The following is a 21426-nucleotide window of genomic DNA, read 5'->3' on the forward strand; positions in this document are numbered from 1 at the left end:
TAATGAGCGACATGTTTTGTTTTCAGTGCCAGGAGGCAGCCAAGGGAACGGGTTGTACGATTCAGGGAGTATGCGGCAAGACCAGTGATGTAGCCAATCTGCAGGATCTTCTGGTGTATACGCTCAAGGGTATTGCGGTGTTCGCACGCAGCGGCCGTGAGCTGGGCATTACCGATCCGGTCACAGAGAAATTTATTATTGAGAGCCTGTTCGCTACGATTACCAATGCTAACTTTGTTCCGGAACTCTTCACTGCGAAGATCCGGGAGGGGCTTGCCCTGCGGGATAACTGGCGCAGCAGAATTGCGGCTGCCGGAGTGATCGCGTATCTGTCAGAACATGATGCAGCGCTATGGAGCGCCGGTACGGACGGGGAACTGATGGATAAGGCGGCAACCGTGGGTGTGCTTGCTACAGAGCATGAGGATATCCGCTCTCTGCGTGAGCTGCTCACCTATGGTCTCAAGGGAATGGCTGCATACATGGAGCATGCGGCGGTGCTGGGATTCTATGAAGCGGGTGCACATGCTTTTATGGAAAAAGGCCTGACAGCCGTGCTGGATGATACCCTGAACGGGGGCGAGCTGACTGCCCTGGTCCTGGAATGCGGCAAATTCGGTGTGGATGTGATGGCGCTGCTCGACCGTGCGAACACGGCATCTTACGGCAGTCCGGAGATTACCAAAGTGAATATTGGTGTGGGTACGAACCCCGGCATTCTGATCAGCGGACATGACCTCAAGGATATGGAGGAATTGCTGAAGCAGACGGAGGGTACAGGAGTCGATGTGTACACGCATAGTGAGATGCTGCCGGCCCACTATTATCCGGCCTTCAAGAAATACAGCCACTTCGTGGGCAATTACGGCAATGCCTGGTGGAAGCAGACTGAAGAATTCGATAGCTTCTGTGGCCCGGTTCTGATGACTACGAACTGTATCGTACCGCCAAAAGAAAGCTATAAGAACCGGTTGTACACAACAGGCAACACAGGTTATCCGGGAGTTCAGCATATTGCAGCAGGAGCAGACGGGGTCAAGGACTTCTCGGCTCTGATTGAGCAGGCCAAAGGCTGCAGTGCTCCGGTAGAAATCGAGACAGGTGAGATTATCGGCGGCTTTGCCCATGCGGCAGTGATGAATGTGGCCGATCAGGTAGTCGGGGCCGTCCAGAGCGGCGCAATCAAACAGTTCTTCGTGATGGCGGGCTGTGACGGACGGATGAAGAGCCGGAGCTATTATACGGACTTCGCGGCGGAGCTGCCTGAGGATACAGTGATTCTCACTGCAGGCTGTGCCAAATACAAATATAATAAGCTGGCGCTTGGCGATATTGGTGGAATTCCCCGCGTGCTGGATGCCGGCCAGTGCAATGATTCCTACTCCCTTGTGGTCATAGCGCTGAAGCTGAAGGAAGTCTTCGGCCTGGACGACATTAACGATCTTCCGATCTCCTACAATATTGCCTGGTATGAACAAAAGGCGGTAATTGTTCTGCTGGCACTGCTGCATCTGGGTGTGAAGAACATTCACCTCGGCCCTACACTTCCGGCATTCCTGTCACCTAATGTAGCTAAGGTGCTGGTAGACAGCTTTGGTATCGGCGGCATTACCACCGTACAGGAAGACATGGAGCGGTTTATTGCAGCGGTGTAACACAGAATGCTGACCTTCTAACCTGCAGCGCTAAGTCTCACAAGACTATCGGATGGCCGCTTTTGCCGGGAATTTCCTGAGTTATCCATTATTCGTGACAGAGATCTGGTAATATTCAAAAATCCTGCATGGCATACAACATCTTGCCCGTTAAACCGGCCCAAATCTAAAATTGTTGTATAAAAGCAGGAATTTTCCTGCTTCATGCGGCTTAGCGGAACAATTCTTGTATTTCATACAACAATCCTTCGCCACACCCGGCTATCAATGAATCAAAGTTGCAAAACGTACAACAAATATGTAACGCACAAAAAAAGCGGGCCCATGGTATACCGGGAACCCGCTTATTTGTGTATGAGCCGACAGCTGTTACGGCAGCCGGTAGACGGCGAATGGCTCCCCGCTGCGGAAGGAGGCGCTGGCCTGATCCAGCTTCTCAAGCGTTGCCGCATCCGGCCGGACGGAGAGGCTCTGCAGGTTATGCTGTACCTGCTCCACCCGGGTGGCACCGACAATCACCGTGGAGACGGCCGGCCTGCTCATCAGCCAGGCCAGAGACAGCGCCGCCGGTGAAGTGTCCAGCTCTTCCGCTATACTGCTAACCTGCTCCCCGAGCGAGATGCGTTCTGGGGTAAGGAAGCGGCGGAAATTCGGGTCGGTTTCCGCTCTGGAACCGGCAGGGGCACTGCCGGTATATTTGCCGGTGAGAATGCCGCCGGCCAGCGGGAAGTACGGGATGATGCCCAGTCCCTGATCCAGACACAGCGGAAGCAGCTCTGCTTCAGGTGTGCGGTCGGCCAGCGAATAGCTGCACTGGATGGAGACATATTTGGCCCAGCTGCGCGCTTCGCTGATGCCCAGCGCCTTCATCAGCTCCCAGGCAGCATAATTGGAGGCCCCGATATAACGTACTTTGCCTGCAGAGATCATATCATCGAGGGTGCGCAGCGTCTCCTCCAGCGGGGTATAGGGGTCGAAGGTGTGAATCTGATACAGATCTACATGATCCGTCTTCAGCCGCCGCAGGCTGCCTTCCAGCTCCTGCATCAGATGGCGGCGGGAAGAGCCGCTTCCATCAGGCCCGTCATGCTTCGGAAGGCCGGCTTTGGTAGCCAGAACGGCAGCATGGCGTCTGCCCTCAAGCGCGAGGCCGATAATCCTCTCTGACTCGGAGCCGGCATAGATATTAGCGGTATCGATGAAGTTGATTCCCTGATCCATGGCGGCATGAATAATGCGGATCGAGGTCTCCTGATCGGCTCGTTTGCCGAACGAGTTGGTTCCAAGACCCAGTGCAGATACCTGAAGGCCGCTATTCCCGAGACGCTTATAATGCATCATAATCACTCCTTTTCCTTATCATTAACGTTAATTAGGCCAACTGCGGCCGGAGACGGGGGAGCAGCTTCACTGCCGGAGAACAGCTGCAGTGCAGTATCAATGAATAATTGTACGGCAATAGAAGTCTCCTCCAGGGAATGGACGGCGATATGAATATCGCGGTAAGCATCAGGTACCAGCTCCCGGACCACGACATTCGGCGGCAGCGACAGTAGGGAGAGCTGGGACATCACACCGACGGCGAGCCCCTCCTTGATCATATTCAGCGCGGTAATGTAGCTGTTGACCTCGTATTTCACATTCAGCCTGCTTCCGGCCCGGTTGAATAAGTCCACTACCGGAGGCTCGTAGCCCGACCGGCAGAGCAGCATGGGCTGAGCTTCCAGATCCTTCACACAGATGATCTGCTTGTGCCGAAGCTCGTGATCCCCGGGCAATACGGCGTAGAGCTTCTCCCGGAACAGCGGCAGGGAGGCGAACTCTTCGACCGGCGGAATCATCAGGCCTGCGTCAATGAACCGTGAGGCCAGCCACTCCTTCACCTCTGCGACCGAACCTTCATATAATCTGATCTCAATTCCGGGGTATTTGACAGTGATGGCGCTGATAATCTTCGGGACAAAATAGGCAGCGGCAACCGGAAAGGCGCCGATGCGGATGAGGCCCTTCTCCAGGCCTTTCTCGGCGGCAATCTCCTGATCTATCTTATCGAGGCCGCTGAGGATTCCGCGGCAGATAACCAGAATCCGCTTGCCGATATCCGTCAGCATCAATCCGCTGCGCCGGTCTCGCAGCAGCAGCCTCACGTCCAGCTCGGCTTCGAGTGCGGAGATGGCCCGGCTGACTGCGGGCTGGGTCATATTCAGCTCAAGACCCGCCTTGGTAAAGCTGCGGCTTTCAGCGATTAAAACAAATAGGCGGATTTGAGTGTTGTTCATATCTAATTTGGTATGCCCCTCATGATTATAATTCATTTCAATTATGACTGATTCTATTGTATCATTTGGGAAGAAATCAGAACAAGAGGTGAACTCATGCAGAAGCGGAAGCAAACCATTGGCTTATTAGTGTTCCTGGTTATTGTCTGGGGCATCAACTGGCCGCTCTCCAAAATTGCCTTAACGTATGCCCCGCCCCTGTTGTTCGCCGGAATCCGAACGGTCATTGCCGGTATTATACTAATCATCGCGGCTCTGCCTAAGCGGAAGCAGCTGAATTTGCGGCAGCTCTGGCCCGTCTATCTGGTGTCAGCCTTCCTCAGTATCGTCTTCTACTATGGCTTCCAGACGATTGGCCTGCAGTATGTACCGTCCGGCCTCTTCTCGGCCATTGTATTCCTGCAGCCGGTGCTGCTCGGAATCTTTGCCTGGATCTGGCTGGGCGAGCGGATGTACGGGCTTAAGATCGCCGGCCTTGTGATCGGCTTCCTCGGGGTAGCCTCGTTAAGCCTTGGGGGATTAACCGGAAGTATCTCGCCTATAGGCGTACTGCTGGCCTTGGCCAGTGCACTCAGCTGGGCTCTGGCCACGGTCTACACTAAACGTAACGCAGCCAGAGTAGATATGCTGTGGATGACCGCAATGCAGATCATGATCGGCGGGGTAATCCTGCTGGCAGCAGGCTCGGCTTCAGAGAGCTGGGCGGATATTACCTGGAGTAGTACTTTTATATTAAATACAATGTTCATCGCGGTCTTCGTGATTGCGCTGGGCTGGATGGTATACTTCAAGCTGATCAATGAAGGAGAGGCAGGCAAGGTAGGATCTTTCACCTTTCTGATTCCGCTGATTTCCATCGGCTCCAGTGTTGTCTTATTGCATGAACAGATTACGGTGAATCTGGTCATCGGCATGCTGCTGATTGTGAGCAGCATTATTCTGGTGAATGTCAGGCTGGGCCCGAATGCTGGGAGTGTCCTGCAGACCCCGGTACCCGGTCTGGGCAAGAAATAAATAAACGGCTGCCCTCAGGGATGAGGAGCAGCCGTTTATTCTTGTCGGGGGGACCGCAGGGTCAGACAGGAGCTCTGTCCGAATCCCGCAGGATCAGTTCTCCGCCGGACTCCAGAATACTGTTATGGGAACGGGCGATATTAATGAGGACATGCTCCTCCTGGAGCAGTTCAATGTACTCACACAGATTACGCAGCAGGCGGGAGAAGCTGTTCAGAACTCTGTCAGTGATAGTCTCGGTGAACTGCCCCGGATGGGTGAAAACCTCCAGCATCTGCTTGAGCTGATCCGTACCGGGCTGGGAAGCCCCTTCCATGCACAGCAGTGCGGATTTAAGGTCGCTGATCAAACCCTCCAAATGGCTGTACTTATCCTCCATCAGTAGCATAACTACCAGACCGTACTTCACGGATTGCTGGCGGGATTCTACATTCTTGGCCAGCAGACGGGCGGCTTCCCGCAGTCCGCCGACTTCAGTCAGCAGCAGACTGGAGAAGCGGTGCAGGCGGTGCTGGTGTACGCCGGCAAGTCCTGTATGCAGGCTGCAGCCGGTTACTTGACCGCTTATATAGATGCTGCCGGTAGCCGTAATTGTAGATTGGCAGACGTTTCCGTAGACATACACATTCCCTAACGCCTCAATACACATAGGGCCTTCAATATCTGAGGGTACAACGATGTCACCTGCAAATATAATCTCACCGGCCGTTGCCGCCATTTCCTTGGTGATGAGGCATAGGGCAGGGAAATCGCAGGTTGTGACGCTGCCGGAGTCTCCGCAGATGCGGGGTCTGCCCGTACGTAGAGCCGCGATCTCTCCGTTTGGAAGCAGCTGTGCATGGTCTCCGGCTGCGAAATAAATATCCTGGGGTGGAGGTGGAGGCAAGACGCCTCCTTCTACGTCAAATCCGGGAATTCCCTCTTCTGGCGGCAACTTGCGGGCAAAGACCTCTCCCTCTCTGGCGAAGGGGGCTCCCGGAAACCGGAGATAATCTAAGAAATCTGCAGCTTCCGCAGTTCTTCCCTCCCGGAGCATTCCATTGCCTGTGAGCGTATGCTCCGGGAGGGACAGCTGCAGCCTTGATTTCTTGCCGGGCAGCGGGGCTCTCCCTTCTACGATACAGACTGGGAGATATGTAGGGTTGTTCAGTTCGGCGTATAGGGCCGGGATATTCAGATTCCGCAGAATGGAGCGGTTATCCAGCGAAGAGAGAATCTGTTCTATAGTGAGCGTGGACAGCAGCATCGCCCGGTTAGGTTCAGCCCGGACTGCGGCTTCGAAGGAAGCCGGGCAATTAACCAGATTCCAGGCGTACTTTTCTGCACGGTACAAGGTGAAATGCACTTTGAGCTTGTCAGGTGAAACGGTAATCTGATACTGTGGCTTCTCGCAAATTTCCCAGGTTATATGATCCGCTGAGGTCACCTCAGTAGGCTCTGTAACGGTCTTCCAGTTGATCTTCAGCACTACAGGATGCACAGCGGAGATCCGGGCTGGCTTGCCGCCAGAGAGCGGGGGAGTAATGAAGATCTGATTATTCTGCACAAGGATAATTCCATCCTTATCTCCATTCATCCCGCCGGAAGTCTGGCCCTCCACAGAGAAAGAATCCAGGAATCCCGTACGTTCAAGCATCAAGGATTCCACGAAATCATATCGGGTTGGTTCGATGAATTGCTGCGGCATTAGCTTAACCTCGCTTTTTCGTATAATCAATGGCATTCGTACAGAAAAGAGCATCATAAAGCCTGGGGGATCTCCCGGTGACTGATGGCTTACGTGGTCTCTATTGGCAGCCTGGCGACCATAAACGCGGATTCTCTGCATTCTTAGGCCCATTGCTTTGCGTCCTACCCTTTCAGGAAGTTTGCCTTTAGAAATAGATCAATGATATACACTCAGCATGAGGCGATTTAAATCGACTGTAATCGACAAAAAAGGTCATAACTGGTTCCTGCGCTGCAGGAACTTCTGCAAACAAGCTTAATTCTAGTACTTAAGGAGCTATTTTTCAACTCTATTCTGCCAATTTATCAATAATCTTAAAATGTGCAGCTCTAAGTTGTCTGGAAAACTGGTTTCCCAGCGCTTACAGCTTATGGGAGGACCCCTTCTGCAAGAGCCCTTGTTGCTCAAACCGTACTGCTAATTGAATTATTGTACAACAATAATATATTTCCGCCCTATGACTGCCAATAATCCGCTAAAAATCAATGCGTGTAACTTCCAGTTGAACCGGGAGGGCATAGTGTCGTTACGGGAACAAATCATGAGGATGGGAACTAAATCTGATTCGGCTTTACCGCACAGGAAAAAGGGACTCTCCCAAGCCTATAGCTTATGGGAGAGTCCCTTCTGTATGAATCGTATCGCGCTCGCCGGTGCAGCCTTGGCGGGCTGCGCGCCAGCTGAGATTGCCGCATAATCAGCGCGTTCAATCTCTTCAAGAATCCGGTTCAGATGCGAGAACACCGCGCCAAGATCACGGAATGCGGCGAGCGGGCATTGACCCTGCAGCTCAGAGAACCAGGCCAGCTGCACATCACGGGCGCGGCGAAGGCTCTCGGGGAGCGAACGTCCGCATTCCGCATCCGACAGCGTCCGGGTACCATATAAGGCAATGCAGTCTGCCGTTGCCGTCACAACCTCTGTCATCCAGTCGGCTGCGGCATAATGGGCAGGAAGCAGGGAGAGCTCTTCGGAAATTCCTTTGACGTAGGAATGCACCCTGCTAAGATGGGAGGTAGCCTGTGACAGTGTACCGAGCTCTTTGCGGCACTGGTAATGGGAGAGCGTGAAGTGAAGCTCGTTCTGCAGTTGCTTACTCTTGCCAAGCAGTTCACCGGAAAGCTTAAGCGCGGTCAGTGCCTGGGCAGCATCCCGTCCGCCGGACGTCAGGCCGGTTAAGGCATCGGACAATGTCAGGCTGCCCCTCAGTGCCAAGTCCTTGACCTTGACGAACCCCTTGGGCGGAACGATAATCATATTTATAATTAAGGCAATCAGCACGCCGATCAGGGTCTCGGCGACTCTCCAGACGATGTACCCATCCTGATAGAAGGTGAGCGCCAGGACGGAAGTGACGCCAACCTGCGAAACGGCCTGGATATTAATCCGGCAGGCGGTGGCTACGCCTATACCGAGCAGCAGCATCAGCAGAATCGAGAGCGCACCAACATCGAAGAAGCGGCCCACGACCAGGCTGGCGATTCCGCCTAGCACAATACCGAGCAGCCGGTATGCCCCTTTTTCAAGCGAGGCTTTGACACTGCTCTGGGTGATAAGAATCGCCGCCAGCGGCGCAAAGTACAGATAACGGTCGCCATACAAGCTGTGTACCGCGAGCCAGGATAGTGATGCAGCAAGGGTAACACGTATCATATAAAGGGATAATCCGAACTTCTCAAGGCGGTCTTGTAACCCCTCGTTCATGGTAGTCATCTTCTTTCGCAAATGTAAGAAAAATTTTATGTTTTTCAGCCGTTTTCATTATAGCACCTCAAAACAGGCCACGCCGGGTCCATTTTTTACGAACTTGTTAAGTTTCTGTACTGCAATTAATAATGTAAGCTATCGCATATATCGAATGATTCCTATATGCTATATATATTGAAGTCTGTCGAACAAAGGGAGGAAATGTCACTTATCCGCGCTGAGGATGCTGCTTATGGATTGTCTCCCGCAATAAGCGGGTAAAATAGGTTGTACTACATAAGGTAGGGAGGTTGTTAGCTATAGCTACCCAGGAAGGCACTATTATTTCTTTTGATCAGGTTATTAAGCAATATGACGATGAAGAGGCTGTATTAAAAGGCGTGAGCTTCGAAATTGAACGTGGTAAATTCTATACACTGCTGGGCCCCTCGGGCTGCGGGAAAACGACCATTCTGCGTTTGATTGCCGGCTTCGCTGAGCCGACTGAAGGTTCCATTTATCTGAACGGCAAAATCATCAACCATATTCCCGCCAATGAGCGGCAGGTCAATACGGTATTCCAGGACTATGCGCTGTTTCCGCACCTGAACGTATTTGAGAATGTGGCTTTCGGACTGCGGATCAAGAAGCTTAAGAAGGATGTTATTAATCAAAAGGTGCAGGAGGCGCTGCGCTTCGTCAATCTGGTCGGCTATGACCAGCGGGCGATAAATGAGATGTCCGGGGGACAAAGACAGCGTGTCGCAATTGCGCGAGCGATTGTCAACGAGCCGCAGGTACTGCTGCTGGACGAGCCGTTGTCCGCGCTCGACCTGAAGCTGCGCACGGAGATGCAGTATATTCTGCGGGAAATGCAGCAGCGGCTGGGCATCACCTTCATCTTCGTTACCCATGACCAGGAAGAGGCGCTGGCGATGTCCGACTGGATCTTCGTCATGAACGGCGGAAAGATTGAGCAGAGCGGTACGCCGAACGATATCTACGATGAGCCGATCAACCGCTTCGTGGCGGATTTCATCGGCGAGTCGAACATCGTGCCGGGCGTAATGATTGAGGACTATGTAGTTGAATTTAACGGCCACCGGTTCGAGTGCGTCGATGCCGGCCTGAAGCCGAATGAGGCGGTGGAGATCGTCATCCGGCCGGAGGATCTGGAGATTGCCACAGTAGAAGCGGGAAAGCTGAAGGTGCGCGTGGATTCCCAGTTGTTCCGCGGGGTACATTATGAGATCAGCTGCTATGACGGCTCAGGCCATGAATGGCTGGTCCATTCCACCCGCAAGGCGGAGGTAGGCAGCGAAATCGGGCTGTATTTTGATCCGGAAGCGATCCATGTTATGCGTTTCGGCGAAACGGAGGAAGAGTTCGACAAACGTCTGGAGGCTTACGGCGAGGTGGAGAGCGATGAAGAGTAAGGGCAAGTCGTACTACCTCATCCCGTATTACCTGTGGATTGCGTTGTTTGTTATTGCACCGGTGCTGCTGGTTGTCTATTATTCCCTGTTCGATCTGGACGGGAAGCTGACGCTGGACAACTACGTCAATTTCTTCACGCCGGTATATATGAGAATGATGCTGAATTCCTTCTGGTATGCTTTTCTGATCACACTGTTCTCGCTCTTGGTGGCATACCCGGCTGCTTATCTGCTGACGCGCACGAAGCACAAGCAGCTGTGGCTGCTGCTGATTATTCTGCCGACATGGATCAATCTGCTGCTGAAGACATATGCCTTCATCGGGATCTTCGGCACCTTCGGCCCGGTTAACAATTTCTTCGATTTAATGGGGATAGGAGAGCAGCAGATTCTCTTCACGGGCTTCAGCTTTGTATTTGTATCCGTCTATATCTTCATCCCGTTCATGATTCTGCCGATCTTCAGTGCACTGGATGAGATGAATCTGTCGCTGGTGGATGCGGCGCGCGATTTGGGTGCCTCCGGGTGGACGACGTTCCGGCGGGTTGTGTTTCCGCTGACGATCTCCGGGGTCCGTTCCGGCGTTATGGCGGTATTCATTCCGGCGCTGTCGCTCTTCATGATTACACGACTGATTGCCGGCAACCGGGTAATTACACTCGGCACCGCGATTGAGCAGCATTTCCTGGTCACACAGGATTGGGGCATGGGCTCTACGGTAGCGGTATTCCTGATCGCCATTATGGCGCTGTTCATGATTCTTACGGGCAGCTCGCGGAAAGGGGTGCGCGGGTGAGAAACAAAAGCAAAAATAAAAACGGGATTGCCAATATCTATCTGGTGCTGGTCTTCCTTGTTCTGTATGCGCCGATTTTCTATCTGATGTACTACTCGTTCAACAGCGGCGGCACCATGCATGAATTCGAGGGCTTCACACTGGATTATTACCGTGAGGTCGTTGCTGATACCCGGCTGATGATTATTGTGATTAACACGCTGGTGATCGCGCTCCTGTCTTCGGCGATTGCGACACTGATTGCGATCATCGGAGCACTGGCAATCCAGCATGTCCGCAGCCGCCGGGCCAAGAACACGCTGCTCTCGCTGAATAATGTGCTGATTGTCAGCCCGGATGTGATTATCGGAGCCTCGTTCCTGATCCTGTTCACCATTGTCGGGATCAAGCTTGGCTTCACCTCCGTTCTGCTCTCGCATGTGGCGTTCAGTATTCCAATTGCCGTCATCATGATCCTGCCCCATCTGCAGGAGATGAGCCTGACACTGACTGACGCTGCCCGGGATCTCGGGGCTACGCGCCGCGATGTGCTTACGAAGGTAGTTCTGCCGATCATCAAGCCGGGGATTTTCAGCGGGTTCTTCATGGCGCTTACCTATTCCCTGGACGATTTCGCGGTAACCTTCTTCGTAACCGGTAATGGATATTCCACACTGTCGGTTGAAATCTATTCCCGGGCACGCCAAGGGGTCTCATTGTCGATTAATGCATTGTCGACGTTGATCTTCCTCTTCACGATTCTGCTTGTAGTAGGTTACTACTACCTTAACCAGCGGAAGAGCCGCCCGCCTATGCAGATTGCAGAACCGGTTGCCGAAGCGGGGGTGCCTAGATGAAACAGCTGGTAAATACGTTTCTGGCGATTCTGATCGTGGCATTCGGGCTGATGTTCCTGGCCTCCAGGCTGAACTCGGCCGAGGGCTATTCCGGCGGCAATACGCTGACGATCTACAACTGGGGTGATTACATCGATCCTGAGCTGCTGGAGCAGTTCCAGGAGGAGACCGGCATTACGGTGATCTACCAGACCTTTGACTCTAATGAGGCGATGCTGACCAAGGTTGAGCAGGGCGGTACGGTCTTCGATGTCGTGGTCCCTTCCGACTATGCCATTGCCAAGATGCGCGAAGAGAACCTGCTGCTGCCGCTGGATCACAGCAAGCTTCCGAATCTGGCCAATATCGGGTCCGAATTCATGGATCTGTCCTTTGATCCCGGTAACCTGTATTCGGTGCCTTATTTCTGGGGGACGGTAGGTATCATCTACAACCCCGAGATGACGGAGGGCATCGATTTCAGCAGTTGGGATTCGCTCTGGGATAAGCGGCTGGACAATAATATCTTCCTGGTCGATGGAGCACGCGAGGTGATGGGCATGGCGCTGAACAGTCTGCACTATTCCGTCAATGACAGGAATGAAGAGCATCTGCAGGAGGCGTTGGCCAAGCTGAACCGGCTGTCGCCGAATGTGAAGGCGATCGTCGGCGACGAGATCAAGATGCTGCTGGCGAACGAGGAGGCGGCTGTCGGAATCGTCTGGTCCGGCGATGCTTCGGAGATTATGGATGAGAACGACAAGCTGGATTACGTAGTGCCGGAGGAAGGCTCGAACATATGGTTCGACAACATGGTCATTCCGCGCGGCGCAGCCAATATCGAAGGGGCACATAAGTTCATCAACTTCATGCTCCGCCCGGATGTGGCGGCGCAGAATACGGAATATGTCGGCTACTCTACGCCGAACGTTCCTGCCCTGAAGCTGCTGCCGGAGGACATCTCCGGCGACGAGCGCTTCTACCCGCCCGCCGAGATCACAGACCGGCTGGAGGTCTACGATAACCTCGGTAAGCGGATGCTTGCCCATTATAACGAGCTGTTCCTGAAGTTTAAGATGAATAAGAAGTAGGTTGCCGGTCATTGAGTGCCCGCATGCGGAGGTTTCGCATGCGGGTGTTTTTTTGCTGGGGAAGGGTAGGGGGAGCTTCTGCAGAGCGGGATGGCTGGCAGGATGGGATAGATGGATGGGGCTGGAGGGATAAGGCTAGAGGGAGGGGGAGAAGGGTGAGGCTGGAGGGCTAAGGCTAGAGGGATGAAGCTGGGTGCTAGGGCTTGAGGGAGAGAAGGGGGAAGCTGGAGGGATAAGGCTAGAGGGATTGGGCTAGAAGGGTGAAGTTGGAGGGAGAGGAAGGGGGGAGGCTGGGGCTAGAGGGATTGAAGAGAAAGAGTTAGCTGGAGGGCTGAGGCTAGAGGAAGGGGGAGTAGGACGAAGCTAAGGATGAGATTAAAGGGAGGGTGAGAAGGATGAAGCCGGAAGGCTAGGGTCAGAGGGGTTGGCTAGACGGGCGAAGCTGAAGGCTAGGGTCAGAGCACTGGTGAGGGGCATGACTTGTTGGAGAATTGTATGGCCCTCACCGGCTACTGAGGCAATAGAGGCAGTATTAGTTGGATTTTCTACACTTGCTGGTGAACGAATGAACCCTGCGAATGCAGCAGGTGGATAAACAGCACTTAAATTATTACATTTCACCCCACGTAGCTGAAACCACCCCAATTAGTTGCTGTTTTTCCACTTGCTTGCCCACGATCCAACGAAATCGATAAATTAAGATACCTTTTTCCACTTACTGTTACAGCAGTTGATTCGCGGCACTACAGCCTACAGCCAGCAGCGGGTTCAACGATCCACCTGAACGTTGCTGGCGGTTCTGGTTAAAGCTCAGCGTACTTTTCGGATACATGTTACTGGGCAAACGTCGAGCGGACAAAGTATAGTGGAGATCCACTTGTGTTGCAATGTTCGTCTACGTCAGTGTATGGCCCGCAACGGGTCGCATTAATGCTGGTCCGCAGCCCCAGCCCGCAGCCGTTACATTAAATTTGGTCTGCTGCGGAAACGCAAGTAGATTGCTCCATATGAGACTAATTAAAATATTCAAGCACACTGCGTTTCAGCTCATACCGTGCAGTCCGTTCCTGATTACTGGTGGGGACGGGAAGGAGCCAGCCTTTGTCAGCCAGATTGTGTAACGTCCGGACTGCGGTTCTGTAATCGACAGAGAAATGTTCCTTCACATCCTGCGGGCGGATGGGCCGGGCCAGATGGATAATCAGCCGGATTACCTCCTGCTCCATTAGCTGTACACGTGACACAGGTGCCTCGGCAGGCTGATATCTGCCCAGTACGAGCCGCAGCAGGGTCATACAAAGCTCAGGGCGCTGCTCAACATCATCATACGCAAATGAAATCACATGATAGCCCATGGCGTACAGGAAAGTTTCCCGGTTAAGTTCGCCGCAGTATTTAGTCCGGTCCATATCGCGTACATGTGAGGCATAGCCTTTGATCTCGATCAGCAGCTTCACGTATCCCGGTAACCAGGCGAAATCTGCAAAATACGATCTTCCCCGCCAGTCCATGACCTCGTATTCTGGATGCAGCCCTTCAAAATGTCCCCGCAGCGGCCACCAGACTTTATTCAGAAACAGGATCTCGGCATGCCTATGCCCCCGCTCCAAGCGCGCCCGGCGTTCTCCTTTAGGTCTGCTGCCCAGATGCCCGTTGATAAACTGCAGATGTGCTTCTTCAAATGTCATGATTCTCAAGCCTCCCCCGAAAATAGAAAACGCCCCGGCTCCCCCAATTGGGGGAAAACCGGGACGTTCTTCGTCTCGCTGTTATTAAGCTTGGATATGGCTAGAATGACAGCATGAAAAGCCTTTATTTCACGCCGATCCGCATCCGGTAGCTAATCAGCACCTGCAATGTCCGGCCCCGGAAGTAGTTCTTAACCTCTGCCGAGAACTCGGCAATATCTTGCTCAAGTGAGGCCGGGCTAAGCTTCAGAACCGATTGCATTCCGCCTTGGCTGAGGGCCAGGCCGATATAGCGCTCTGCATTGCAGGCTTCTGTGTTGTGAAAAACGATTTCTCGCGCGTAAGTGAAACATCCGCTGGCTTTGATCCGGCCCAGATGTCCTTCCTTATCCCACTTGCGGGCCTGATCGGAATCAGGCTGGAGCTCCTTAAGCAGGGCGTCTGAAGTGGCGATCAGCCTATTGTAACGGGCTTCAATAGCAGGGTTCAGTACCAGAGGCCAATCGCAGTCATAGGCTGCGAACACTCCGCCCGGACGCAGACAGCGGGAGATTTCCTGAAGTGTGCTGGCCGGGTCCATCCAGTGGAAAGACTGCGAGCAGGTAATGATGTCGACGCCCTCTGAGGCGAAGGGAAGCTGATTGGAGTAGCCTTGGACAAAAGACAAGACCTGCGCCCCGTCGCCCAGGCGATTCAGCTTTTCCTGCGCTTTGCTCAGCATATCCGGGTTAGGCTCCACTCCGGTTACGGAGTCGGCGGCGTCTTTCCACAGGAAGGTGGACAGACCGGTGCCGCAGCCTATATCAGCGACCACGGCCGGACGGCTGCCCAGGTAATTACTCAGCAGCTCAATAACGAGCGGCGGCGCTTCGGGCCGGTAACGGTCGTATTCATCCTGATATCCCAAGAAGCGGTCAATATTAGGCTTGCTGTTACCTGCAGGAATCATAGGAATCAGCCTCCATATGAGTTGTGTTTGTGCTTTATCATAGATAGTCTAAGCGTCAATATTCAAAAATCCGGATAAACATAGGCGGATAAAAAGCTAGCAACTTCTGAGCTAGCGCAGCAGCTCCGGATCAATGGCAGGCACGAGACCCTCAGCGGCGGCGCGGGTTAGCAGGGCAGAGATTGCCGCGTAGCCGTCCTCGCCCAGGTTCATCGTGAACTCGTTGACGTAAAGATCAATATGCGATTTGGCTACTTCCGGGGAGAGCTCCTGGGCATGGCTCAGGACATATTCCTGGCAGTCCAGGGGATGATCCCAGGCATACTGTAAAGAGCTGCGGATCCAGCCGGTAATGGCCTCGTGGTCCAGATCCCGGCGGGCGATGATTGCGCCCAGCGGAATAGGCAGGCCGGTGTCGCTTTCCCACCAGCTGCCGAGGTCAGTCAGCAGGTTAAGATTATAGGACGGGTAGGTGAAGCGGGCTTCATGAATGACCAGCCCGGCATCAATCGTGCCATTCTGTACAGCAGGCATGATTTCATCGAAGGGCATGACGACGATCTCAGCCGGGCCGTCCGGCACCTGCTGCGCAGCCCACAGCCGGAAGAGCAGGTAGGCGGTGGAGCGCTCACTTGGCACGGCTATTCTGCGGCCGGATAGCTGACGCGGATGTTTGATGGCATCTGCACCTTTGCGTGTCAGTACGAGCGGGCCGCAGCCCCGTCCAAGCGCACCGCCGCAAGGCAGCAGCTTGTACTTATCCAGCACCCAGGGAAGCGCGGCGTAGGAGATCTTAAGGACTTCCGGACCGGCGCCGTCTGCCGCGAGGCCGTTGGTGATATCGATATCGGCAAAGGTTACCTCCAGCTTGGGTGCATTCGGCACCAGACCGTGCGCCCAGGCATGGAATACGAAGGTATCGTTGGGACATGGAGAAAAAGCAATATGAAGTTCGGTTGTCATTACAGCACCTCCAGTAGAATAGCCGCTGCCGCTGTGAGGGCGTCCAGGGCTTCTTTGATCTTCCACGCGGCCCGGTCGCGCGGGCCGACCGGGTTCGAGATCGCGCGCAGCTCCAGAGCTGCGATTCCCAGGGCCTTGGCGGCCACGGCGACCCCGTGGCCTTCCATCGCTTCCGCCGCCGCCTGCGGATGGCGCGCGGCGAGCTCCGCGGCCGTCCCGGCGGTGCCGGTCGCGGTCGACACGGTAAGCACGGTGCCCGTGCTTACCGTGAGCCCGGCCGCTGCCAGCGCGGCCGCAAGGGCCTGGACCGTGCCGCCCGGCGCAGGCACGGACACGCTGCCGAAGCCGAGCTCGGCAGCGCTGCGGAAGCCCTCCGGCGTCTCTGCGCCGAGGGCCGCGTCAAGCATCTCGCTGGCGACGACCAGCGAGCCTACGGGTGCACGGCCGGGGAAGCCGCCGCCGATCCCGGCGCTGATGACGCAGCCGTAGGAGCCGGCTGCCAGAGCGGCGGCGGTGCCCGCCGCCGCCGCAGCGGTGCCGGCTCCCGCTGCGATGACATGGAACCTGCGGCTGCCCTGCAGGCCGCGCAGGACGGCATCCCGCTCGGCTGCGACAGCGGTTACGATCAGCACGCGCGCCGCGCGTGCTTCTTGCGCTGCAACAAGGTCCGCGGCGGTCTGCGAATTCAACTCAACCTTCGCTTCCATAATCTGCCTCCCTTTATATGTTTGTATCTAAAGATCTTCGATAAAACCGCTTGCCGGGATTCTGTTCCTTCAATTCATCTTTACCTTTGAAAGTCTACGCCGTTTCTGAGAACAGGTCAAATTCGCAGGGGGTGTTCTAACGGAATCTCCAGACGTGTATAACGGCAGATACAAATGCTATTCCGAACAGTATTTCTTTGGCTATCGGACTGGAAAATATTGATCTTATGTTGAAAAAAATGTGTTCTATGCGCAAAGATATAACAGGATGTTGATAATCGTTTTTTCAAGAATAAGTGTTAAAATAAAGGATAAGAGGAAAAAATATACGTAAAAATTCCATGAGTCCGAGATTGGCCGGATTTGTGAGCAGTGAATGCAGGTATATAAGGATGTGGAAAATTGGAGCATATACTGATAGTTGAGGATGAGAAAGAAATTAACGGTCTGCTTCGCTGCTTCATATCGGAACACGGTTATTTGACTACTTCTGCGTATAACGGATTAGAGGCCCTGCAACTTATTCAAAGAGAATCTTATGATCTGATTCTGCTAGACCTGATGCTGCCGTATAAGAGCGGAGATCAGCTTCTGTGTGAATTACGGGAACATTCTGCAGTACCAGTGATTGTGATCTCAGCCAAGGATACAACGCAAACCAAAATTGAGCTTTTACGGATCGGGGCAGATGATTATATCACTAAACCTTTTGATCTCGATGAGACCCTTGCGCGGATAGAAAGTAATTTACGGCGGAATAAAATGAACCAGGATACTGCGGGAAACAGATGTTTAACCTATCAGGATATTCAGCTCGATGAGATGAAGCATAATGTAGAGGTTAAGGGTCGCGAGCTTGCGCTTACAGCCAAAGAATATGGAATTCTTGAACTGCTTATGAAACATCCGGAGAAAATATACTCCAAAGCCAATCTGTTCAAAAGCATCTGGAATGAAGAATATATGAGTGAAGACAATACACTAAATGTTCATATTAGCAATATACGCAATAAGCTGAAGGCAGCCAGTCCGGATAAGTTATACATAGAAACCGTTTGGGGAATAGGCTACCGCTTGTATAAAACAGACTAGAACCGGTTGATTATTATATGCCTTATTATGAAGGAACCGTTTGCTCATGGCGCAAGCGGCTCTTCCTGTTGGGAGCAAAAGCTCGCATGAACCATAACTTTAAGAATTCTTTAAAGAGATCCCGGAGGAAATTAAGAATTTCTTTAAGATTACCTCTTACTATAGTCAGTAACGGTAAATATATACTTAATGCTTAACCGTAGAACTGGAGCGTGACAGACATGAGTGACATCATCCTTACGACCAACAATCTCACCAAGAAATATAATCATACATTGGCCTTGGATAATATTAATCTGAACATTGAAAGAGGAAAGATGTATGGCTTCATTGGTCAAAATGGGGCTGGGAAAACAACGCTGATCCGCCTTATTGTAGGGTTATCCTTTCCGACAAGCGGCGAGTTGTACCTGTTCGGCAAGACAGGGAAGCAGGCGCTGCAAGAGCAGCGTAAACGGATCGGCTGTATGGTTGAAACGCCTGCTCTATATCCCAATATGACTGCTGTGCAGAATCTGGAAGTCCAGCGGATTCAGCGGGGAATACCCGATCGGCATGTTATCAGGGAGACGCTGGAGCTGGTCGGTCTGGATGATCATCTTACTGGCAGAAAAGCGGTCCGTAATTTTTCTCTGGGAATGCGCCAGCGGCTGGGTATTGCGATTGCCTTGCTGCATGACCCTGAACTGCTTATTTTAGATGAGCCGATTAATGGGCTAGACCCCATGGGGATCGCCGAAATGCGGATCTTGCTGAAACGCTTAAATGCGGAACGCGGGACCACGATATTGATATCGAGCCATATCCTTAACGAGCTTTATCAGACGGTGTCGCAGTATATCCTTATTAATCAAGGTGTCCTGATTGAAGAATTAACACAAAGCCAGCTGAATGAGAAGTGCAAACGCCATATTGCGCTGCAGACCAATCATGTAGAGAATGCCCTGCTTGCTTTAGAAAACCGGCTGCATATCAAAGATTATCAGGTTATGCCTGACGGAACCATTAAGCTGTATGATCACTTGGATGACATGGAAGGCATCTCGTCCACATTAATGAAGGAAGGCGTCCTGATTACGGGGATGACAATGGCTGGAGATACTCTGGAAAGTTACTTCCTCGACCGTATTGGAGGAGAGAAGCATGCATTGTCTCATTAAAGCAGAAATTTACAAGCTGGTGCATGACCGGAGCTTTTTTATCCTTTTGGCTTTGTCTATAGTACTGGGCGGCTTCCTTATGCTGGATCAAGGAAAACTTACCGGATATGAGAGTGTATTTGCGTCCTTGTATAATGCACCTATATTAATGCTGCTGACATGTGTATTTGGGGCGCTCTACATTGGAAAGGATTTTGCAGACCACACGCTGCATCACATGATTTGCGCTGGGCATTCACGGAACCATGTATTTCTTAGCAAAACGATCCTATTTGTAGCGGGGTCGAACATGATTTTACTCCTTCAGCCGATCCTTAGTATCGCTCTTAATGCCGGTATTTACGGGTGGGGGCACCAATCTTTCGGGTCAGATCTGAAGGAGATAATAAAATTATTTCTTACAACAGCTGTATTGAACGCGGCTATGTGCGGAATCTCCCTACTGGCGGCATTCATATGTAAAGATGTTGGTAAAACCTTATCCATTCCAGCGCTGTTTTATTTTTTGACCATATTCCTGTTAAACGGCCCGAACGCGAAAGAAATTGCGCGGTTTATTCCCCTGGGGCAGCTGAGACTGTTAATCGGGGATTCTTCATCGACAGGAGCGGCTCTGCTGGTCGGAATAATTTTTTTAGGCTGCTTCTGCGTAGCGACCGGCAGGATTTTTAACCATTCGGAACTTTATTAAAGGGGGGGATGCCATGAATAATCTTATGCAGATGGAATGGTACCGCATAAAGTACAATAAATTTTTTGTCGGCTGTGCGCTGCTGAGTATCATTTACGGACTATTTGCCAGCAAAAGCTATATTGCCGATTTGACCACACATAAAGACGCTATAGGGATCTTCTATGCCATGGTTTATGACTCCACTGTCTGGCTTGTATTGTTCTCTGCTATCGTGGCTCTGATGATCGGTCATGATTTCACTAACCGCACGATTCACCTGGAGGTTGTAGCAGGTCATTCCAGAATAAAAATCTTCTTCAGCAAATGTCTTATCTATTTAGCCGTGTTTAACCTCTTAATGCTGCTGGGTCCGGTGGTGGGTAGCATAAGAATGTCTTTTCAGCTGGGCTGGGGAGATTCATGGAATCATGATGCTTTGTATATCCTGCGGGTAATCCTGTTTTCGTTATTGCTGAACAGCGCGGTATTTTCAGTCTGTATATTTTTTGCCTTCATATTCAAGGATTCTGCTAAAACGGTATCTGTATCGATGATTGTTCTGTTTATCAGCGCTATGTGTATCGCCTATGCCGGGCCGATGGGCTGGTATGATGTTGTACCGTGGCTGCGGTTTCTGCCGATGAATCAAATTAGAGCATCTTTAGCCTATTCTCTCTCCCTGGTCCAGGCGACAGAGATTGCACTTTCCGGGATAGTGTACCTGCTGTTGTTCATCGCACTTTCATTTCAGAGGTTCAATACTTGTGAACTCAAATAGGGACGGGGAAGGAGGCGTAATAATCCATGATGTATATTGTTGTTCTGCTCACGGTAATGCTTGCGGTGCTTATGTTTCGCCTCTTTTCGTTGAAAAGGCAAATACGCAATGTCACTAAACAGATGGTTGAACTGTCATCCGGGACTATTGAAAAGAAGTTGAATATTTCATTAATAGATAAGAATTTGAATGTGCTCACTGCAGAAATAAACAAGAACCTGACGAAGCAGCGTGAGCTCCGTATTAACATGGCACGAAGCGGCAATCATCTGAAAGAATCCATAGCTAACATCTCCCATGACCTGCGCACACCGCTGACCTCGATGATTGGCTACCTCCAGCTGTTGCAAAAAGGGGCTATAACACCAGAGCAGCGTGAGCAAATAGGAATTGTTTTGCGCAAGGGCCATCATCTGCAGACATTAATTAAATCATTTTATGAACTGGCTGTATTGGATTCAGAAGAAATTCAGCCGAAGTTCAAGAATGTGAATTACTCTAATGTGATTATGGATAGCGTTGTGGAGAACGCCGCCATGTTTGAAGAGCGGGGGCTGCATCCGCAGATAACGCTCCCGGAAGATAGCGTGTTTGTCTGGACGGATGAGGATATGCTGCGGCGTATCCTACAGAACTTGCTTGATAATGCAGCAAAGTATGCCACAGGCGAGATCAGGATCACCCTGCTGAAGAATAGTAAGACAGAATTGATGATGACGAATACGATATCAAGTCCGAAAGAGGTTGATCCGGCACGGCTGTTCGACCGCTTCTATACTTCAGATGTATCGCGAAGTGTAGGGAGCACAGGGCTAGGATTGTCGATCGTCAAAATTCTAATTGATAAAATACGCGGAACGATCAGTGCTGAGTTATCTGGAGACCACCTACAGATCAAAATTGTATTGTGAAGGT

Annotated in this window: 19 protein-coding genes and 1 riboswitch; of the genes, 11 read left to right on the forward strand and 8 right to left on the reverse strand. The window is 52.1% G+C overall.

Annotated features, from left to right (window positions below; genetic code table 11):
• Window positions 1-2: 2 nt before the first annotated feature.
• Entirely contained in the window at window positions 3-1655 is a 1653-nt protein-coding gene (hcp, locus tag MKZ24_RS06200) for a hydroxylamine reductase (RefSeq protein WP_340781729.1), read from the forward strand.
• Between the two features lie 369 nt (window positions 1656-2024).
• On the opposite strand, the gene MKZ24_RS06205 is transcribed toward hcp, so the two are convergent.
• Together MKZ24_RS06205 and MKZ24_RS06210 are read right to left on the reverse strand one after the other, a co-directional pair.
• Window positions 2025-2993: an aldo/keto reductase gene (locus MKZ24_RS06205; RefSeq protein ID WP_340790073.1), complete on the reverse strand. Its 969-nt coding sequence runs from the start codon at window positions 2991-2993 to the stop codon at window positions 2025-2027.
• Between the two features lie 5 nt (window positions 2994-2998).
• The gene (locus MKZ24_RS06210) at window positions 2999-3934 is read right to left on the reverse strand and encodes a LysR family transcriptional regulator (protein WP_340781730.1); all 936 of its coding nucleotides are present in this window, start codon (window positions 3932-3934) and stop codon (window positions 2999-3001) included.
• Between the two features lie 96 nt (window positions 3935-4030).
• Here MKZ24_RS06210 and MKZ24_RS06215 point away from each other — a divergent pair, with 96 nt between their 5' ends.
• Complete coding sequence (locus MKZ24_RS06215) at window positions 4031-4948, forward strand: DMT family transporter (RefSeq protein WP_340781732.1); 918 nt, start codon at window positions 4031-4033, stop codon at window positions 4946-4948.
• Window positions 4949-5009: 61 nt separating this feature from the next.
• Here MKZ24_RS06215 and MKZ24_RS06220 read toward each other — a convergent pair whose 3' ends face one another.
• Together MKZ24_RS06220 and MKZ24_RS06225 are read right to left on the reverse strand one after the other, a co-directional pair.
• Window positions 5010-6635, reverse strand: coding sequence for a flagellar assembly protein A (locus MKZ24_RS06220; RefSeq protein ID WP_340781733.1), 1626 nt, complete (start codon window positions 6633-6635; stop codon window positions 5010-5012).
• A 102-nt stretch (window positions 6636-6737) separates the two neighbouring features.
• Window positions 6738-6831: riboswitch (cyclic di-GMP riboswitch) on the reverse strand.
• Window positions 6832-7280: 449 nt separating this feature from the next.
• Window positions 7281-8381, reverse strand: coding sequence for an FUSC family protein (locus tag MKZ24_RS06225; RefSeq protein ID WP_340781734.1), 1101 nt, complete (start codon window positions 8379-8381; stop codon window positions 7281-7283).
• Between the two features lie 293 nt (window positions 8382-8674).
• On the opposite strand from MKZ24_RS06225, the gene MKZ24_RS06230 reads away from it, so the two are divergent.
• Genes MKZ24_RS06230 through MKZ24_RS06245 form a run of 4 tightly spaced genes read left to right on the forward strand, consistent with a single transcriptional unit; the run spans window position 8675 to window position 12501 of the window.
• A complete protein-coding gene (locus MKZ24_RS06230; protein ID WP_197073006.1) occupies window positions 8675-9799 on the forward strand; it encodes an ABC transporter ATP-binding protein in 1125 nt (374 codons plus the stop codon).
• A complete protein-coding gene (locus MKZ24_RS06235; RefSeq protein ID WP_340781735.1) occupies window positions 9789-10595 on the forward strand; it encodes an ABC transporter permease in 807 nt (268 codons plus the stop codon). Before MKZ24_RS06230 ends, MKZ24_RS06235 begins: the two co-directional genes overlap by 11 nt.
• A complete protein-coding gene (locus tag MKZ24_RS06240) occupies window positions 10592-11431 on the forward strand; it encodes an ABC transporter permease (protein ID WP_042240597.1) in 840 nt (279 codons plus the stop codon). The genes MKZ24_RS06235 and MKZ24_RS06240 overlap by 4 nt, the downstream gene beginning before the upstream one ends.
• A complete protein-coding gene (locus tag MKZ24_RS06245; RefSeq protein WP_340781736.1) occupies window positions 11428-12501 on the forward strand; it encodes an ABC transporter substrate-binding protein in 1074 nt (357 codons plus the stop codon). The genes MKZ24_RS06240 and MKZ24_RS06245 overlap by 4 nt, the downstream gene beginning before the upstream one ends.
• A 1013-nt stretch (window positions 12502-13514) precedes the next feature.
• Here MKZ24_RS06245 and MKZ24_RS06250 read toward each other — a convergent pair.
• From MKZ24_RS06250 to MKZ24_RS06265, 4 genes are all read right to left on the reverse strand, one after another.
• Entirely contained in the window at window positions 13515-14189 is a 675-nt protein-coding gene (locus tag MKZ24_RS06250) for a hypothetical protein (RefSeq protein ID WP_340781737.1), read from the reverse strand.
• 124 nt (window positions 14190-14313) lie between these two features.
• Window positions 14314-15138, reverse strand: coding sequence for a class I SAM-dependent methyltransferase (locus MKZ24_RS06255; RefSeq protein ID WP_340781738.1), 825 nt, complete (start codon window positions 15136-15138; stop codon window positions 14314-14316).
• 111 nt (window positions 15139-15249) lie between these two features.
• On the reverse strand, window positions 15250-16101 hold the full coding sequence (locus MKZ24_RS06260; protein WP_340781739.1) for a 1,4-dihydroxy-6-naphthoate synthase: 852 nt from the start codon (window positions 16099-16101) through the stop codon (window positions 15250-15252).
• A complete protein-coding gene (locus tag MKZ24_RS06265) occupies window positions 16101-16808 on the reverse strand; it encodes a futalosine hydrolase (protein ID WP_340781740.1) in 708 nt (235 codons plus the stop codon). The genes MKZ24_RS06260 and MKZ24_RS06265 overlap by 1 nt, the downstream gene beginning before the upstream one ends.
• Window positions 16809-17210: 402 nt before the next feature.
• Here MKZ24_RS06265 and MKZ24_RS06270 point away from each other — a divergent pair, with 402 nt between their 5' ends.
• From MKZ24_RS06270 to MKZ24_RS06290, 5 genes are all read left to right on the forward strand, one after another.
• Window positions 17211-17900, forward strand: a complete 690-nt coding sequence (locus MKZ24_RS06270; RefSeq protein WP_042240584.1) for a response regulator transcription factor — start codon at window positions 17211-17213, stop codon at window positions 17898-17900.
• Window positions 17901-18121: 221 nt separating this feature from the next.
• Window positions 18122-19060 (forward strand): ABC transporter ATP-binding protein, encoded by a 939-nt coding sequence (locus MKZ24_RS06275; protein ID WP_042240581.1) that lies wholly within the window; start codon window positions 18122-18124, stop codon window positions 19058-19060.
• Window positions 19044-19751 (forward strand): ABC transporter permease, encoded by a 708-nt coding sequence (locus MKZ24_RS06280; protein WP_340781741.1) that lies wholly within the window; start codon window positions 19044-19046, stop codon window positions 19749-19751. The genes MKZ24_RS06275 and MKZ24_RS06280 overlap by 17 nt, the downstream gene beginning before the upstream one ends.
• A gap of 13 nt (window positions 19752-19764) precedes the next feature.
• The gene (locus MKZ24_RS06285) at window positions 19765-20511 is read left to right on the forward strand and encodes an ABC transporter permease (protein WP_052416786.1); all 747 of its coding nucleotides are present in this window, start codon (window positions 19765-19767) and stop codon (window positions 20509-20511) included.
• Window positions 20512-20537: 26 nt separating this feature from the next.
• On the forward strand, window positions 20538-21422 hold the full coding sequence (locus MKZ24_RS06290; protein WP_340781742.1) for a sensor histidine kinase: 885 nt from the start codon (window positions 20538-20540) through the stop codon (window positions 21420-21422).
• Window positions 21423-21426 lie beyond the last annotated feature (4 nt).

This window comes from Paenibacillus sp. FSL R7-0297, from assembly GCF_038009025.1.
Classification (GTDB): Bacteria; Bacillota; Bacilli; order Paenibacillales; family Paenibacillaceae; genus Paenibacillus_AQ.

Coding starts and splice junctions, on each gene's coding strand:
- hcp (WP_340781729.1), top strand. CDS start 3: ATGAGCGACATGTTTTGTTTTCAGTGCCAGGAGGCAGCCAAGGGAACG.
- MKZ24_RS06205 (WP_340790073.1), bottom strand. CDS start 2,993: ATGCATTATAAGCGTCTCGGGAATAGCGGCCTTCAGGTATCTGCACTG.
- MKZ24_RS06210 (WP_340781730.1), bottom strand. CDS start 3,934: ATGAACAACACTCAAATCCGCCTATTTGTTTTAATCGCTGAAAGCCGC.
- MKZ24_RS06215 (WP_340781732.1), top strand. CDS start 4,031: ATGCAGAAGCGGAAGCAAACCATTGGCTTATTAGTGTTCCTGGTTATT.
- MKZ24_RS06220 (WP_340781733.1), bottom strand. CDS start 6,635: ATGCCGCAGCAATTCATCGAACCAACCCGATATGATTTCGTGGAATCC.
- MKZ24_RS06225 (WP_340781734.1), bottom strand. CDS start 8,381: ATGAACGAGGGGTTACAAGACCGCCTTGAGAAGTTCGGATTATCCCTT.
- MKZ24_RS06235 (WP_340781735.1), top strand. CDS start 9,789: ATGAAGAGTAAGGGCAAGTCGTACTACCTCATCCCGTATTACCTGTGG.
- MKZ24_RS06245 (WP_340781736.1), top strand. CDS start 11,428: ATGAAACAGCTGGTAAATACGTTTCTGGCGATTCTGATCGTGGCATTC.
- MKZ24_RS06250 (WP_340781737.1), bottom strand. CDS start 14,189: ATGACATTTGAAGAAGCACATCTGCAGTTTATCAACGGGCATCTGGGC.
- MKZ24_RS06255 (WP_340781738.1), bottom strand. CDS start 15,138: ATGATTCCTGCAGGTAACAGCAAGCCTAATATTGACCGCTTCTTGGGA.
- MKZ24_RS06260 (WP_340781739.1), bottom strand. CDS start 16,101: ATGACAACCGAACTTCATATTGCTTTTTCTCCATGTCCCAACGATACC.
- MKZ24_RS06265 (WP_340781740.1), bottom strand. CDS start 16,808: ATGGAAGCGAAGGTTGAGTTGAATTCGCAGACCGCCGCGGACCTTGTT.
- MKZ24_RS06275 (WP_042240581.1), top strand. CDS start 18,122: ATGAGTGACATCATCCTTACGACCAACAATCTCACCAAGAAATATAAT.
- MKZ24_RS06280 (WP_340781741.1), top strand. CDS start 19,044: ATGCATTGTCTCATTAAAGCAGAAATTTACAAGCTGGTGCATGACCGG.
- MKZ24_RS06285 (WP_052416786.1), top strand. CDS start 19,765: ATGAATAATCTTATGCAGATGGAATGGTACCGCATAAAGTACAATAAA.
- MKZ24_RS06290 (WP_340781742.1), top strand. CDS start 20,538: ATGATGTATATTGTTGTTCTGCTCACGGTAATGCTTGCGGTGCTTATG.